The 15938-nt window shown below is 60.9% G+C and carries 17 protein-coding genes; 10 read left to right on the top strand and 7 right to left on the bottom strand.

Going from position 1 to position 15938, the window contains the following annotated elements; all coding sequences use genetic code 11:
- Positions 1–130: 130 nt before the first annotated feature.
- The 5 genes from ACO1VH_RS05450 to ACO1VH_RS05430 all read right to left on the bottom strand — a co-directional run bounded on the left by ACO1VH_RS05450 (position 131) and on the right by ACO1VH_RS05430 (position 3387).
- On the bottom strand, positions 131–457 hold the full coding sequence (locus ACO1VH_RS05450) for a barstar family protein (protein ID WP_486243239.1): 327 nt from the start codon (positions 455–457) through the stop codon (positions 131–133).
- Positions 457–885 carry an ExbD/TolR family protein gene (locus ACO1VH_RS05445; protein WP_486243237.1) on the bottom strand — a complete coding sequence of 143 codons (429 nt, stop codon included), beginning with the start codon at positions 883–885 and terminating at the stop codon, positions 457–459. Before ACO1VH_RS05445 ends, ACO1VH_RS05450 begins: the two co-directional genes overlap by 1 nt.
- 33 nt (positions 886–918) lie before the next feature.
- Positions 919–1608: a MotA/TolQ/ExbB proton channel family protein gene (locus tag ACO1VH_RS05440; RefSeq protein ID WP_486243235.1), complete on the bottom strand. Its 690-nt coding sequence runs from the start codon at positions 1606–1608 to the stop codon at positions 919–921.
- Positions 1609–1681: 73 nt separating this feature from the next.
- Positions 1682–2488 (bottom strand): 4-hydroxy-tetrahydrodipicolinate reductase, encoded by an 807-nt coding sequence (gene dapB / locus ACO1VH_RS05435; RefSeq protein ID WP_486243233.1) that lies wholly within the window; start codon positions 2486–2488, stop codon positions 1682–1684.
- 119 nt (positions 2489–2607) lie between these two features.
- On the bottom strand, positions 2608–3387 hold the full coding sequence (locus ACO1VH_RS05430) for an outer membrane protein assembly factor BamE (RefSeq protein ID WP_486243231.1): 780 nt from the start codon (positions 3385–3387) through the stop codon (positions 2608–2610).
- Between the two features lie 76 nt (positions 3388–3463).
- Between ACO1VH_RS05430 and fur the strand changes: the two genes are divergently transcribed.
- Positions 3464–3889 carry a ferric iron uptake transcriptional regulator gene (gene fur, locus ACO1VH_RS05425; protein WP_486243229.1) on the top strand — a complete coding sequence of 142 codons (426 nt, stop codon included), beginning with the start codon at positions 3464–3466 and terminating at the stop codon, positions 3887–3889.
- Positions 3890–4034: 145 nt separating this feature from the next.
- On the opposite strand, the gene hrcA is transcribed toward fur, so the two are convergent.
- Positions 4035–5063 (bottom strand): heat-inducible transcriptional repressor HrcA, encoded by a 1029-nt coding sequence (gene hrcA / locus ACO1VH_RS05420; RefSeq protein WP_486243227.1) that lies wholly within the window; start codon positions 5061–5063, stop codon positions 4035–4037.
- A gap of 99 nt (positions 5064–5162) precedes the next feature.
- Positions 5163–5900: an HAD family hydrolase gene (locus ACO1VH_RS05415; protein ID WP_486243225.1), complete on the bottom strand. Its 738-nt coding sequence runs from the start codon at positions 5898–5900 to the stop codon at positions 5163–5165.
- Positions 5901–5966: 66 nt separating this feature from the next.
- Here ACO1VH_RS05415 and ACO1VH_RS05410 point away from each other — a divergent pair, with 66 nt between their 5' ends.
- The 9 genes from ACO1VH_RS05410 (at position 5967) to ypfJ (ending at position 15908) form a co-directional block, all read left to right on the top strand.
- The gene (locus ACO1VH_RS05410) at positions 5967–6902 is read left to right on the top strand and encodes an NAD kinase (RefSeq protein WP_486243223.1); all 936 of its coding nucleotides are present in this window, start codon (positions 5967–5969) and stop codon (positions 6900–6902) included.
- 75 nt (positions 6903–6977) lie between these two features.
- Positions 6978–8636: a DNA repair protein RecN gene (recN, locus tag ACO1VH_RS05405; RefSeq protein ID WP_486243222.1), complete on the top strand. Its 1659-nt coding sequence runs from the start codon at positions 6978–6980 to the stop codon at positions 8634–8636.
- Between the two features lie 75 nt (positions 8637–8711).
- Entirely contained in the window at positions 8712–9818 is a 1107-nt protein-coding gene (gene hemH / locus ACO1VH_RS05400; RefSeq protein ID WP_486243220.1) for a ferrochelatase, read from the top strand.
- A gap of 160 nt (positions 9819–9978) precedes the next feature.
- The gene (locus ACO1VH_RS05395; RefSeq protein ID WP_486243218.1) at positions 9979–10254 is read left to right on the top strand and encodes a hypothetical protein; all 276 of its coding nucleotides are present in this window, start codon (positions 9979–9981) and stop codon (positions 10252–10254) included.
- Between the two features lie 17 nt (positions 10255–10271).
- Positions 10272–10814, top strand: a complete 543-nt coding sequence (grpE, locus tag ACO1VH_RS05390; protein ID WP_486243216.1) for a nucleotide exchange factor GrpE — start codon at positions 10272–10274, stop codon at positions 10812–10814.
- Positions 10815–10925: 111 nt separating this feature from the next.
- Positions 10926–12863, top strand: coding sequence for a molecular chaperone DnaK (dnaK, locus tag ACO1VH_RS05385; protein ID WP_486243214.1), 1938 nt, complete (start codon positions 10926–10928; stop codon positions 12861–12863).
- A gap of 143 nt (positions 12864–13006) precedes the next feature.
- Complete coding sequence (gene dnaJ / locus ACO1VH_RS05380) at positions 13007–14128, top strand: molecular chaperone DnaJ (protein ID WP_486243212.1); 1122 nt, start codon at positions 13007–13009, stop codon at positions 14126–14128.
- Between the two features lie 132 nt (positions 14129–14260).
- Positions 14261–14935 carry a carbonate dehydratase gene (gene can, locus ACO1VH_RS05375; RefSeq protein WP_486243210.1) on the top strand — a complete coding sequence of 225 codons (675 nt, stop codon included), beginning with the start codon at positions 14261–14263 and terminating at the stop codon, positions 14933–14935.
- 112 nt (positions 14936–15047) lie between these two features.
- Positions 15048–15908: a KPN_02809 family neutral zinc metallopeptidase gene (ypfJ, locus tag ACO1VH_RS05370; protein WP_486243208.1), complete on the top strand. Its 861-nt coding sequence runs from the start codon at positions 15048–15050 to the stop codon at positions 15906–15908.
- Positions 15909–15938 lie beyond the last annotated feature (30 nt).

Here is a 15938-nt window from a genome sequence, read left to right as displayed (position 1 = left end):
ATGAAGCGAGAAATTGGAGGTGAAGCCGGTGATTATACCGGCTAGGCCACCTGGATGGCGTCTGGATAAGGCTGGCGCGCGTCCGGAAATCGCGGCTTTTGCCGCGAAATGGCAGCGAAGCGGCGGCTTGTCAGGCGAGCTTCAGGGAAAGAGCGGGTTTTTCGCCGTAATCGGCGTAGCGGTCGTTGATGCCTTCGACGCAGAAAGCGACTTCTTCCAGCAGATCGGGCGCCTGTTTGCGCAGCACGTCGGCGTGGGTAATGACGATCTGCAGTGTTTCGTCTTCCCGCAGGCGGAATTTCGTCATGTTTTCATCGTCGCGCAGATAGCTGAGGCAATCGATCCAGGCGTCGATGGTGTGGCCGTAGAAATCCGGGAAGCCGAAAGCCTCGGCGCACAGCGTATGGAAGCTATGCCAGTCGGTGATCCTGCTGCCGTCGAGTTGCACGCTGGCCATTACTTGTTGTCCTGTTCCGGTACTTGCGTGACGAAGCCGAGTTTCGTCAAACCGTTCGCCTGGGCGCTGCCCATGATCCGGGCGATGACTTCGTAGCGCGTGTTCTTGTCGGCGCGCAGCTGCAATTGTGGTTGCGGCTGCTGTTTGGCGGCGATCGCGAAGCGTTGCTTCAGTTCGTCCTGCGTGATCGGCTTGCCGTCCCAGAAAATGTTGTTGGCCGCGTCGATCGACAAGGTGACGGTGGCCGGTTCAGCCGGCGTTGGCGTTGCCTGCGCGGTCGGCAGGTCCAGCTTGATCGATTGCGTAAACAGCGGCGCGGCGAGGATGAAGATGACCAGCAGCACCAGCATTACGTCCACCATCGGTGTGACGTTGATTTCCGCCATCGGCGCGGGCCGGTTGTTGTCGTTGAATCCGCCGAAGCTCATGGTCGCTTCCTCGAATGAATTGCTTATGAATTGTTATTTACCGACGCGCGCGCCGGTGGTCAGGTAGGCGTGCAGGTCGTGCGCGAAGGCGTCGAGTTCCGCCAGCGTGATGCGGTTGACGCGCACGAAGGCGTTGTAGGCCAGCACGGCCGGAATCGCGACAGCCAGGCCGAGGGCCGTCATGATCAGCGCTTCGCCGACCGGGCCGGCAACCTTGTCGATCTGCACGGTGCCGGCAGCAGAAACCGCGATCAGCGCGTGATAGATGCCCCAGACGGTGCCGAACAGACCGACGAAGGGCGCGGTGGAACCGACCGAGGCCAGCAGCGTCAATCCGCTTTCCAGCCGCGACGACACGCGGTTGATTTCCTGTCGCAGCGTGCGCGTGATCAGTTCGCCCGGATCGGTATTGGCGTTGAGCGAATTGGATTGCGGCTTGATGTTGGCGGCTTCCACGCTTTGCGCGGCGAGCGGCGTGTAGACGTTTTCGCTGTCGGCCAGCCGGATTGCGGACACCGCATCGGTCAGCGTGGACGCTTGCCAGAATTTTTCCAGCGCACCGGCGCTGCGGCGGATGCGCCATGAACTCCAGGCTTTTGACAGGATGTAAAACCAGCTAACGACGGACATCGCCAACAGCAGGTAGGCGACCGCATGCGAGATCGCATCCCCTTGCGCCCAGTAGTGCGCGAGTCCCAATCCTTGTGTGGCGCTTGCGTTCATGCGGCTGTCCTTGTCTCAGTATCAGTGCAGCAATGCGGTCGATCAGGAAAAAAGGGGGGACTGGAAAAGCGGATCAGCGCAGTCCCACCACGTCCTGCATATCGTACAGGCCGGTCTTCTTGTCGGCCAGGAAGCGTGCGGCGCGCAGGCTGCCCAGTGCGTACGAGACGCGGCTCGACGATTTGTGCGAAATCTCGATGCGCTCGCCGATGCCGGCAAACAATACCGTGTGGTCGCCGATGATGTCGCCGCCGCGCACGGTCGCGAAACCGATGGAAGACGGATCGCGCTCGCCGGTCACGCCTTCGCGAGCCCAGACGGCGACGTCGTTCAAGTCCTTGCCCAATGCACCGGCAATCACTTCGCCCATCTTGATCGCGGTGCCGGATGGCGCATCGACCTTGTGGCGGTGGTGCGCCTCGATGATTTCGATATCGTAGCCTTCGGAGAAATTCTTCGCCGCCATTTCCAGCAGCTTCATCGTGACGTTGACACCGACGCTCATGTTGGGCGCGAACACGATGGACGTGTATTTCGCGGCCTCGACGATAGCGGCCTTGCCGGCTGCATCGAAGCCGGTGGTCCCGATGATCATCTTGACGTTGTTGGCGGCGCAGTATTTCAGATGCTCCAGCGTGCCTTCGGGGCGCGTGAAATCGATCAGGAACTGCGAATCGGCCAGGCCTTTGGCCAGATCGGATTCGATGGCAACGCCCGCCGGCTTGCCGAGGAAGGCGGCGGCATCGGTACCGATTGCGGGCGAGGCAGGTATGTCCAGTGCGCCGGAAAGCTGCGCATCATCGGCGTTCAGAATGGCTTCGACCAGCATGCGGCCCATACGGCCGGATGCGCCGGCCACTGCGATTTTCATTGGATTCATCGTGAGACTCGGATTGGTTCGAGAATGGATGCGAAAGTGGATACGAAATTGGGCAAGAAATGCGCTGCGAGATGCGCAACAGGCACAGCAAGGATCATCTGCGCCGTGCCTGTTTCAGCTTATTTCTTGGCTTCCTTGGCCTTGTTGGCGATGCGCGCCAGATAGTCGGCTTCGGTCGGCAGATCGCCGCCGCCTTCATAACGGGTGACGAGGCCATCCTGGAAATAGACGGTCACGCGGCTGGTCGTGATTTCACCGTTGCCCTTTTGCAGGCGGAAGGCGTAATCCCAGCGATCGGCATGGAAAATGTCATTCAGCAGCGGTGTGCCGAGCAGGAAGGTGACCTGATCTTGCGTCATGCCCGGTTTCAGTTGGGCAACCATTTCGCGCGAGACGAAATTGCCTTGCTGGACGTCCGGGCGGTAAGGGCGCAGGAAGCCGAGGAAACGTTTCTGTTTGACTGTCTGTACGCCGGCTGCGGTTGCGCCGGCGGCAGCGGCTGCCGGTGCGGCGTTTGCGGAGGTTTCTGCAGCGGCAGGTGCAGGTGTCGGTGCTGCAGCAGTCGGCGCCGGTGCATTGGCGGGCACCGTAGTAGAAGCCGATTCGGCCGTCTTGTCGATCGCAGGTGCGTTTTCAGGCGTGGCTTCGATAACCGTACGTGCAGTTTCGGATGCGCTGGCTTCCGGCGGTGCCGAGGTTTGCGCGACTGCTTTTTCTTCGGCGACTGGCGCGGCGGCGGTTTCTTCCTGCTTGGCTGACTCGGCTTTCTTCCGCGCCATCGGTGCCGGTTCTTCCATCAGCGGATTTTTCGACGCACAGCCTGTAAGCACCGCTGCCAGCGTCAGGCAAAATGCGCCGGCGGCAAGCAGGGAACGGCCGAAATGGAAGCGGGTTTGCATAGGGAATCTCGAGCGGTTGAGCAATTGGGCGAAAACACTATATGATAAGGCAGATATCCCCAATCTGAACAAGAACATGCCCAACAATCCATCCGAACTGAAAGCCAGCGGACTCAAGGCCACCTTGCCGCGTCTGAAGATCCTCGACATTTTTCACAATGCCGAGGTACGCCATCTGAGCGCCGAAGACGTCTACAAGATGCTGCTGGCCGACAATCTGGACGTCGGTCTGGCGACTGTCTATCGCGTGTTGACGCAGTTCGAGCAGGCCGGCCTGCTGCAGCGCAACCATTTCGAAACCGGCAAGGCGGTGTTCGAGCTGAACGAAGGTTCGCACCACGACCATCTGGTTTGCCTGGATTGCGGCAAGGTCGAGGAATTTGTCGACGAGGAAATCGAACGCCGCCAGATCCGCATCGCGCAGGAATACGGCTTTGAGATCGCCGATCATGCGCTGGCGATATACGGCCACTGCAAGGATTGCCGCAAGAAAAAGAAATAAGAGAAATAAGACAGACGCATCAGGCATCGCCTGAATGAAAAAGCCGCCGGTTCGCAGGAACTGGCGGCTTTTTTTCATGGTGTTTTCCGACAGCCTTTCGGTGATGGCTGTAGGCTCCGATTGTCGGTTTTTCGATTCCCGATTGTCAGCCCGGCGAATGGCTGAGCGCGTTCGACAGCAGCTTGGCCGTAATGTCCACGATCGGGATCACGCGTTCGTAGGCCATGCGCGTCGGGCCGATCACGCCCAGCGTGCCGACCACCTTGCCGTCGACCGTGTACGACGACGTTACGATGCTCATCTGGTCTACCGGCACCAGATTCGATTCGCCGCCGATGAAGATCTGCACGCCGTTGGCGCGGTTGGAGATGTCCAGCAACTGCATCAGACTGGTCTTCTGTTCGAACAGGTCGAACAGCTTGCGCAACGACACCATGTTGGAAGACAGGTCGGACACGCTCAGCAGATTGCGCTCGCCGGAGATGACGACATCGTCGGCATTCTCGTTCATCGCGTCGCTGCCGGCTTCGACTGCTGCCTGCATCAGGCGCGTCATGTCGTCGCGCAGCTGCTGCAGCTCGCCCTGCAGCCGCAGGCGCACTTCGTCGAAGCTCAGTCCGCCATAGTTCTGGTTGATGTAGTTGGCCGCCTGGATCAGCTGCGACGGCGAATAGTCGACGTCGGTCAGCAGCAGCCGGTTCTGCACGTCGCCGGACGGCGTGACGATCACGAGCAGGATGCGTTTTTCGGACAGCCGCAGGAAATCGATCTGCTGGAACACCGATTCGCGGCGCGGCGTCATCACGATGCCGGCGAATTCGGACAGCGACGACAGGACCTGCGCGGCGTTGGAAATGATCTTCTGCGATGAGCCAGTCTGCATCGTCTTCTGCAGCTTGGATTCCACCGCGCTTTCGTCGATGCTTTGCACGGTCAGCAGCGTATCGACGAAGAAGCGGTAGCCGCGCGGCGTCGGCACGCGGCCGGCCGAGGTGTGCGGGCTGGCGACGAATCCCATTTCTTCCAGATCGGCCATCACGTTGCGGATGGTCGCCGGCGACAGGTCGAGCCCGGAGATGCGCGAAAGCTCGCGCGAACCAACCGGCTGGCCGTCCGCGATGTAGCGTTCGACCAGAGCTTTCAGCAGTGTTTGTGCGCGCTTGTCCAGTTGCATGATGAGGCTATTGTAATGAGCTGACGCAGAAAGCGGAATGGCGGCAGTCTTTTCCGCAGAGCGTGCGCTTGCCGAAATGACAAAACGTGCGTTCTGTATTCAGAAAGCACGATGACGCGCGCTCAGCCAGTCGTGCACTTCATGCAGCGTGGCACAGCTCGCAGCAGGGACGATATGGCCGGGCAAGGTGCGCGCGAAACGATTGATCCAGATGGCGTGCAGGCCGGCATTCTGCGCGCCTTGCACGTCGAGCAGCGGATCGTCGCCGACGTACAGCGTTTCGTGCGGTGCGACCGACAGCGCATCGCAGGCGGCGAGGAAAATCTCCGGATCGGGTTTGGCGCTGCCGAACTGATGCGCGGCGAGCGAGACGCGGAAGTGATGCGCCAGCCCGATCGTCTGCAGATCGGCGAACCCGTTAGAAACGGAACCGAGCAGATAGCGTTCGCCCAGCAGCGCCAGCGCCGGCGCGACGTCGTCGAACGGCGTGACGGCGTTGCGCGCTTCGGAAAACACCGCCATCGCCTGTTCCATGCGCGCTGTATCCTCGCCGCATAGCGTGCAGGCATGCGTCAGCGTCGCATGGCGCAGCGCCCACAGGTCGAAGCGGTAACGCGGATCGGTGCTGACGAGTTCTTCGCGCAGCGCGCGCAGCTGGGCGATGCTGAACTGGCGCGGAATGCCGGGCGCGTGCAGCGTCAGCCAGTCGTGCAGCGCGGCTTCGGCGCGCAGGATGACGGCTTCCAGCGGCCACAATGTATCGTCCAGATCGAACAGGACGGCGCGGATCGGTGTATCGGAAGATGAGGTGGCGAGCGAGGCGGAAGGTTGCTGCATGATCAATTCTTTTCGCGGAACGCATAGTGCAATCGATGGGCGAATTATGGTCTAATCTGCGGCATCATGCCGTCCACACCACATTCCTACACCGCAGCCTCCTTCAAGACCGTCGCCATCTTCGCCAAGCAGAAGGCTGGCGAAACCTCGCATTCCGCCGGCGATATTGCGCAAGCATTGACGCAGATCGCCGATTTCCTGACCGCTACCGGCCATCGCGTCATATTCGGCGCGCAGACCGCAGAGCGTTTCCAGCTGAGCGGCGAGATCATGACCTTGCCTGATATCAGCGAACTGGCCGACGTCGCCATCGTCGTTGGCGGTGACGGCACGATGCTCGGCATCGCGCGCCAGCTGGCGCCGTACGACGTGCCGCTGATCGGCATCAACCAGGGCCGACTCGGCTTCATGACCGACATCGCCTTCGACGACATGATGCCGCTGCTGCGCGCCATGCTGGAAGGCAAGGTCGTCTCGGAAACGCGTACGCTGCTGCAGGGTTCGATCTATCGCAACGGCGAACTGATGCATCACACGCTGGCGTTCAACGACGTGGTGCTGTCGCGCGGCTCGGGTTCCGGCATGATCGAATTGCGCGTGCACGTGGATGGCCTGTTCATGTACAACCAGCGTTCCGACGGCCTGATCGTCGCCACGCCGACCGGTTCCACTGCCTATGCACTGTCGGCCGGCGGTGCGCTGCTGCATCCGCGCCTGGCAGGCATCATCCTGGTGCCGATCGCGCCGCATGCGCTGTCGAACCGGCCGATCGCCGTGCCGGATAGCAGCGAGATCGAGATCGAAGTGGTCGGCGGCCGCGAGAGCAACGTCAACTTCGACATGCAATCGGTCGCCAGCCTGCAGCACGGCGACCGCATCGTCGTCAAACGCTCCGAATTCACGATCACCTTCCTGCATCCGGAAGGCTGGAACTATTACGACACGCTGCGCGAAAAGCTGCACTGGAACGAATATCCGTCCGTGCAAGGACAGTTAAAATAAGCGCGATCCCGTTCAATCCTTAACCGAATCGTTCCATCGTACGCGGTGGAACGCACGAGCCGGAATCCATCTTCCATGCTGCGTACGCTTTCCATTCGCGATTTCGTCATCGTCGATGCCATCGAGCTCGAGTTCTCGGCCGGCTTCTCGGTCTTCACCGGCGAAACAGGCGCCGGCAAATCCATTCTGATCGATGCCCTGGCGCTCGCATTGGGCGGGCGCGGCGACGCCAGCGTGGTGCGCGAAGGCGCGGCGAAGGCGGACATCACGGCGGAATTCGCGCTGGATTCTCAACAGGCCGACTTGCAGGACTGGCTGGCCGCCAACGAATTCGACAACGACGAGGGCAGCATCCTGCTGCGCCGCGTGATCGACAGCGCCGGCCGTTCGAAAGCTTTCATCAACGGTATTGCCGCCACCGCGGCGCAATTGCGTGAACTCGGCGAGCGCCTGGTCGACATCCACGGCCAGCATGCGCACCAGTCGCTGCTGAAGAGCGACGCGCAGCGCACGCTGCTGGACAACCAGGCCGGCCTGCAGGGCGACGCGAAAGCGGTCGCCCCCGCCTACAAGGCATGGCGCGCGCTGGCGAAGCAGCGCGAGGAATTCGAGACGAATGCGAAGAGCGTGCTGCTGGAACGCGAACGTCTCGAATGGCAGGTCGGCGAACTGGAAAAGCTGGCAGCCAAGCCGGGCGAGTGGATCGAAATCAGTAACGAACACAGTCGGCTGTCGCACGCTGCCAGCCTGATCGAGGGGGCGCAGGATGCGTTGAACCAGATTTCCGAATCCGATCCGGCGCCGATGCTGTCGCAGTTGTCGGGCATCACGACGCGGCTGGGCAAACTGGTCGATCTGGATGCCGGCCTGCAGCCGGTGCTGGAGGTGCTGGAACCAGCGCGCATCCAGTTGCAGGAAGCGGTCTACGCGCTGAACGATTATCTGGGCCGCATTGATCTCGATCCGGCGCGGTTGCGCGAGGTCGAGCGCCGGATGGAAGACCTGCACGGTGCAGCGCGCAAGTTCCACGTCGAGGCGGATGATCTGCCGCAGGAATTCGATCGCCTGTCCGAACAATTGCAGCAGCTGGCCGATGCCAGCGATCTGGATGCGCTGCGCGCGCAGGAAGAAAAGCTGAAGGCCGCCTACATGACGGTGGCGCAGAAATTGTCGAAGGCGCGCGCGAAAGCGGCCAAGGCGCTGGGCACGGCGGTGACGGCGGCGATGCAGGAATTGAGCATGGCCGGCGGCCGCTTCGAGATCGCCTTGCAGCCGTGTGAACCGGCATCCTTTGGCCTGGAACAGGTCGAATTCCTGGTTGCCGGTCATGCCGGCACTACGCCGCGCCCGTTGGCGAAGGTGGCATCCGGCGGCGAACTGGCGCGCATCTCGCTGGCGATTTCCGTCATCACGTCGAGCGCGACGGCGACGCCGACATTGATCTTCGACGAAGTCGACAGCGGCATCGGCGGCGGCGTGGCCGAAGTCGTCGGGCGCCTGCTGCGCAAGCTGGGGCAGGATAGACAGGTGCTGTGCGTGACGCATCTGCCGCAGGTCGCCAGCCAGGCCAACCGGCACTTCCAGGTCAGCAAGCACAACAGCAGCGGCAAGACGCTGTCCGCCATCGCGCCGCTGGACAGCGATGCGCGCGTCGAGGAAATCGCGCGCATGCTGGGCGGCCTGGAAATCACGGCGACCACGCGTTCGCATGCGCGCGAGCTGCTGGCAAGCTGATCGTTCCGTCCTGACGGCACGCTCTGGTGCCGCAGAAGATTAAACAGAATACCGACGCAGAAAGAAAACGCCTTCATGTCCTTTCGTTCCGAGCCGCCTCACCAGCATGGCACGTTGCCGAAAACTGCCGTGGTGCTCGTCAATCTCGGCACACCCGATGCACCGACTGCCTCTGCCGTTCGGCGCTACCTGAAGCAGTTCCTGTCTGATCCGCGCGTGGTCGAGATTCCACGCGCGATCTGGTGGTGGATTCTGCATCTGGTCATCCTGCCGTTCCGCTCCGGCGCATCGGCGAAAAAGTACGAAACGATCTGGAGCGACGAAGGTTCGCCGCTGAAGGTGCATACCGAGAAGCAGGCGCGGCTGCTGGCCGGCTATCTGGGCGAACGCGGCCACAAGGTGCGCGTCAGCTATGCGATGCGCTACGGCAGTCCGTCGCTGCCGGATGTGCTGGAGAAATTGAAGGCCGACGGTTGCGAGCGCATTCTGATCCTGCCCGCCTATCCGCAATATTCGGGAACGACGACGGCTTCCATCTTCGACGCCGTGTTCGCGCATTACAGGCAGGTGCGCAATGTGCCGGAACTGCGCTTCGTCAAGCATTATCACGACCATGACGGCTACATCGCCGCACTGAAAAAGTCGGTGCTTGCTCACTGGGAAATGTCAGGGCGGCCGGAGAAGCTGGTCATGAGTTTTCACGGTGTACCGAAGCGTACGCTGCTGCGCGGCGATCCCTACCACTGCGAATGCCTGAAAACGGCGCGGCTGCTGGCGCAGGAACTGGGCCTGACACCGGAACAGTATCTGGTGACCTTCCAGTCCCGCTTCGGCCGCGCCGAATGGCTGCAGCCGTACACGGCACCGACGCTGGAGCAACTGGCGCGCGAGGGCGTGCGTCGCGTCGATGTGATCTGCCCGGGCTTTACCAGCGATTGCCTGGAAACGCTGGAGGAAATCGCGCTGGAAGTACGGCACGGTTTCCTGCACGCCGGTGGGGCCGAATTCAACTATATTCCGTGCCTGAACGAGGACGATGCGTGGATACGCGCGCTGGCGGAGATCGCCGAACTGCACATGATCGGCTGGCTAACCGTGGTGTCGCCGGCGTTGCGCGAAGAGCTGGATGAGCAGGCGAAGGCGTCACGGGAAGCGGCGTTGCGCCTTGGAGCGGAAAACTAGGTTTGAAGCCATCCTGCGACCGGTAGCGAACCGTCGCTGTTGGCGATGGCATCACGCTGTCCGTTGGGCCCAAAGTGCCTCGAAAAGGGCGCTTTACAGCGTGATCGTGCAGATCACGGCCGTAGCCGCCACCGTATAGGCCGCCACGACGGTCGCGGAAATGAGCGGCAGCTTCATGATTTTCTCCTTCGGGGGCAAAGGCCGAAACCCCGGAAAATCGGGCAGCAACGAAGAGAATGCGCTTGTCCTGCCTGCTTACAGGCTAGCGCCTGTGGTCGGAAATGCCAGCCGCCGACACGAAAAAATTGTAACAACGGCATGCCGCAGCGATTATCATCGCGGCTTCGCGTACAAATTCCGCTCAATATCCCTTGAAATAGTGTGGGATAACCCCATGTGGTTTGTCGCATTGACATTCTTTGTCATAACTCATTGATTGTTGGAGATTTTTTGATGCAAGACCAGGATAAATACGCCGAGCAGCAGGCCGCGTCGATGGAGGAGGCAGGCGCTGCCCCCGAAACTCCCGCCCCGGCGCAAACGCTGGAAGAGCAGCTCGCTGCTTCGCAGCAACTGGTGCAGGAACTGCAGGACGCCTTCCTGCGTGCCAAGGCGGAGGCGGAAAACGCCCGTCGCCGCGCCCAGGAAGACATTACGCGCGCGCACAAATTTGCCATCGAAGGGTTTGCCGAGGCGCTGGTGCCGGTAAGGGACAGCCTCGAAATGGCGCTGCAGGTCGAAACGCCGACCGTGGATTCGCTGAAGGAAGGCGTGGAGATGACGCTGAAGCAGCTGACCGCCGCCTTCGAAAAGAACCGCTTGTTCGAGATCAAGCCGCAACAGGGCGAGAAACTCGACCCGATGAAGCATCAGGCGATCTCGATGGTGCCGGCCGATCAGGAGCCGAATACCGTCGTCAGTGTGTTGCAGAAGGGATACCTGATCGCCGACCGTCTGCTGCGCCCAGCGCTGGTAACGGTTGCGCAGGAAAAATAGCTTGAAAGCACCGCCGTGCGCCGCATATTGACGGTAACGGCAGCAATTGAAGGGTTTGCTCCGCGAATCCACTCACAGAGATTACAGATAGTCAGATAAGGAAAATTCATCATGGGCAAAATCATCGGCATTGACCTGGGTACGACCAACTCCTGCGTCGCCGTCATGGAAGGCGGCAAATCCAAGGTCATCGAAAACTCCGAAGGCGCGCGTACCACGCCTTCCGTCATCGCTTACCAGGAAGACGGCGAGATCCTCGTCGGCGCACCGGCCAAGCGCCAGGCCGTCACCAATCCGAAGAACACGCTGTACGCCGTCAAGCGTTTGATCGGCCGCAAGTTCGACGAGAAGGAAGTGCAGAAGGACATCAGCCTGATGCCGTACCAGATCACCAAGGCGGACAACGGCGACGCATGGGTCACCGTGCGCGACAAGAAACTCGCGCCGCCGCAGATTTCCGCGGAAGTGCTGCGCAAGATGAAGAAGACCGCCGAAGACTACCTCGGCGAAGAAGTGACCGAAGCCGTCATCACGGTGCCGGCCTATTTCAACGACTCGCAGCGCCAGGCAACCAAGGATGCCGGCCGCATCGCCGGTCTGGACGTCAAGCGCATCATCAACGAGCCGACCGCGGCTGCGCTGGCATTCGGCCTCGACAAATCCGAAAAGGGTGACCGCAAGATCGCCGTGTATGACCTCGGCGGCGGTACCTTCGACGTTTCCATCATCGAGATCGCGGACGTCGACGGCGAGATGCAGTTCGAAGTGCTGTCGACCAACGGCGACACCTTCCTCGGCGGCGAAGACTTCGATCAACGCCTGATCGACTACATCATCGACGAATTCAAGAAGATCAACGGTCTCGACCTGTCGAAGGACGCGATCGCACTGCAGCGCATCAAGGCATCGGCCGAGCGCGCGAAGATCGAACTGTCGTCGTCGCAGCAGACCGAGATCAACGAACCGTACATCGCGATGGCGAACGGCGCGCCGGTTCACCTGAACCTGAAGATCACGCGCGCCAAGCTGGAATCGCTGGTCGAGGATCTGATCGCCAAGTCGATCGAGCCTTGCCGCACCGCGATCAAGGATGCCGGCATCAAGGTTTCCGACATCGACGACATCATCCTGGTCGGCGGCCAGACCCGCATGCCGAAAGTGCAGGAAGCGGTGAAGGATTTCTTCGGCAAGGAACCGCGCAAGGACGTCAACCCTGACGAAGCCGTCGCCGTCGGCGCTGCGATCCAGGGTTCCGTGCTGTCGGGTGACCGCAAGGATCTGCTGCTGCTGGACGTGACCCCGCTGTCGCTCGGTATCGAAACGCTGGGCGGTGTGATGACCAAGATGATCCAGAAGAACACGACGATCCCGACCAAGTTCTCGCAAGTGTTCTCGACCGCCGACGATAACCAGCCGGCTGTGACGATCAAGGTCTATCAGGGCGAACGCGAAATGGCCGTCGGCAACAAGGCGCTGGGTGAATTCAATCTGGAAGGCATTCCGCCGGCAGCGCGCGGCACGCCGCAGATCGAAGTCACCTTCGATATCGACGCCAACGGTATTCTGCACGTCAGCGCGAAGGACAAGGCGACCGGCAAGGAAAACAAGATCACCATCAAGGCCAACTCGGGTCTGACCGAGGAGGAAATCCAGAAGATGGTGCAGGACGCCGAAGCCAACGCGGAAGAAGACAAGCGCGCCAAGGAAGTCGCCGAATCGCGCAACCAGGGCGATGCGCTGGTCCATTCGACCCGCAAGTCGCTGGCAGAATACGGCGACAAGCTGGAAGCTGGCGAGAAGGAAAAGATCGAAACAGCGATCAAGGAGCTGGAAGACGTCCTGAAAGAGGGCGACAAGGCAGCCATCGACGAGAAGACGGCTGCACTGACCGCCGCTGCGCAGAAGCTGGGCGAGAAGATGTACGCCGACATGCAGGCGCAGCAGGCAGCAGCCGGCGGCGATGCAGGCGAAGGCGCACAGGCCGAAGCCAAGCCGCAGGAAGACGATGTGGTCGATGCCGACTTCAAGGAAGTCAAGGACAACAAGTAATGTCGGCGCCGGGCGCCCCTCGCATGTGCGGGACGCCCGATTTCCTCCGTAGGATGTCGCAAGACTCGCCGGGTCGAAAGCCGAAATGCTTCGACTCGGCGTTTTAGTGTAGATGGCAGTAGAGAAGCAAAGGGTGCCTGTATATGGCGAAACGCGATTTTTACGAAGTGCTCGGCATCGGCAAGAACGCCACCGATGACGAAATCAAGAAGGCCTATCGCAAGCTGGCGATGAAATATCATCCGGACCGCAATCCGGACAGCAAGGGAGCCGAGGACAAGTTCAAGGAGGCAAAAGAAGCCTACGAGATGTTGTCCGATCCGCAGAAGCGCGATGCCTACGACCGCTACGGTCATGCCGGTGTCGATCCCAACATGGGCATGGGCGGCGGTGGAGGCGGCGGTTTTGCCGATGCCTTCGGCGATATCTTCGGCGATATCTTCGGCCAGGCAGCCGGCCGCGGCCGCGGCGGTCCGCAGGTCTATCGCGGAGCCGACCTGCGCTATAACCTCGAGATTTCGCTGGAGCAGGCGGCGCACGGCTATGACACGACGATCCGCGTGCCGTCGTGGGACAACTGCGACACTTGCCACGGCAGCGGCGCCAAGCCGGGTACCTCGCCGGTTACCTGTTCGACTTGCGGCGGCCACGGCCAGGTGCGCATGCAGCAGGGTTTCTTCAGCGTGCTGCAGACCTGCCCGAAATGCCACGGTACCGGCAAGATCAATCCGTCGCCGTGCGGCACCTGCAGCGGTGCTGGCAAGATCAAGCGCAACAAGACGCTGGAAGTGAAGATCCCGGCCGGTATCGACGACGGCATGCGCATCCGCTCGTCCGGAAATGGCGAACCAGGCATGAACGGCGGTCCGCCGGGCGACCTGTACGTCGAGATCCGCATCAAGCCGCATCCGATGTTCCAGCGCGAAGGCGACGATCTGCACTGCGAGATTCCGATCTCGTTCGCGCGCGCTGCATTGGGCGGCGAGATCGAAGTGCCGACGCTGAACGGCAAGGCCGCTTTCACGATTCCCGAAGGCACGCAGACCGGTAAGGTCTTCCGCCTGCGTAACAAGGGCATCAAGGGCGTGCGTTCCGGTTACGCCGGCGACCTGTTCTGCCACGTCGTCGTCGAAACGCCGGTCACGCTGACCGAACGCCAGAAGGAATTGCTGCGCGAATTCGATCAGTTGACGACCGAAGGCGGCGCCAAGCACAGCCCGCAGACCAAGACCTGGAAGGACAAGGTCAAGGATTTCTTCGAATAAGCATCCTTTCTCCGCAAGCCGCTGATGACCTCAGCGGCTTTTTTATGCGCGCGACGAGATGATCGAAGTAACGGAATCTTGAAGAGCGTTCCGCTAGAATGGCGGCGCCTTTCTCTGCCTGATGGATGAAATATGACGAACAAGAACAAGGAAGCACGTGAACTGGAACAACTGTTCCGCAACAATCGCCGCTGGGCCGAATCCATGCTGGTGCAGGATGGCGAATTCTTCGCCAAGCTTGCCGCGCAGCAAGCGCCGGATTATCTGTGGATAGGCTGCTCCGACAGCCGCGTCCCTGCCAACGAAATCGTGAATCTGCTGCCGGGCGAACTGTTCGTCCATCGCAATATCGCCAACGTCGTCGCGCATTCCGATCTCAATTGCCTGTCGGTATTGCAGTTCGCGATCGACGTGCTGAAGGTCAAGCATGTGATCGTCTGCGGACACTATGGCTGTTCGGGTGTGCATGCGGCGATGACCGGCCATCGCGTCGGTCTGGCCGACAACTGGCTGCGCCACGTGCAGGACGTGCACCAGAAGCATGGCCGCTATCTGGGCGAGACATTGCAGCCGAAGGAACAGCACGATCGCTTGTGCGAGCTGAACGTGATCGAGCAGGTCGCCAACGTCTGCCGCACGACCATCGTGCAGGATGCATGGGAACGCGGGCAGGACGTTACTGTGCATGGCTGGGTGTACGGCCTGAAGGACGGTTTGCTGAGCGATCTGAACGTCACTATCGACAATGAACAGGCAGTGGAAGACACGTTGAAGACCGCGTTCGATCGCTACGAACCGAAAGATTGAGTAACCGGCACACAGTGCAAGGCGAAAACACGGTCGCACCTGACGCGGCTGTAATCGGATTTATACTTTTGCACGTGTAAGGGCAGTAGCCGACAGCGACCAGGAGACGACCATGAAATGGGAAGGCAATCGCGAAAGCGACAATGTGGAAGACCGGCGCGGCGGTGGGGGCGGGCTGCCCTTCGGCGGACGCTCGATCGGCATCGGCACGATCGTCATCGCCTTGCTGGGCTCTTATTTCTTCGGCGTCAATCCGGCCACCATCCTCAGTCTGCTAAGCGGCGGGCCGGTGCAGGTGTCGCAGGAATCATCGCAGAAGCCGCCGGCCGACGATCCTGTTGCGCGCTTTGTCTCTGTTGTGCTGGCCGATACCGAGGATGTCTGGGGGCAGATCTTCCGTGAAAACGGCGGACAGTATCAGCGTCCGAAACTGGTGCTGTTCTCCGGTCGTACCGCGACTGCCTGCGGTGTGGGCGAAACGGCGACCGGCCCGTTCTATTGCCCCGGCGATCAGAAGGTATATCTCGATTTGGAATTCTTCCAGACCATGCGTGACCGTTTTCACGTCGCCAGCGATTTCGCCGAAGCCTATGTGATTGCGCATGAAGTCGGCCATCATGTGCAGAACCTGACGGGCATCAGCGAGAAGATCGCGCAGATGCAGCGTAGCGCGTCCGAGAGTAAGGCGAATGCGCTATCGGTGCGTGTCGAATTGCAGGCCGACTGCTTCGCCGGCGTCTGGGCCTATCACGCGAACGAGGCGCGCAGCATTCTCGAATCGGGCGATGTGGAAGGGGCATTGAAGGCGGCCAGCGCGATCGGCGACGATACGCTGCAACGTCAGGCGCGGGGTGTGGTCGTGCCGGATTCGTTTACGCACGGTACGTCGGAACAGCGGGTGCGCTGGTTCAAGCGCGGCATCGGCAGCGGCGACCTGAATACTTGCAACACTTTTGCGGCAAAGCAGCTGTGATATCGATAATGATGAAGTCGCCGCGAACTT

It is taken from the genome of Oxalicibacterium sp., assembly GCF_057353965.1.
Note: the sequence above shows the minus strand (reverse complement) of the source record. Positions and strands in the feature narration are given on the sequence as shown.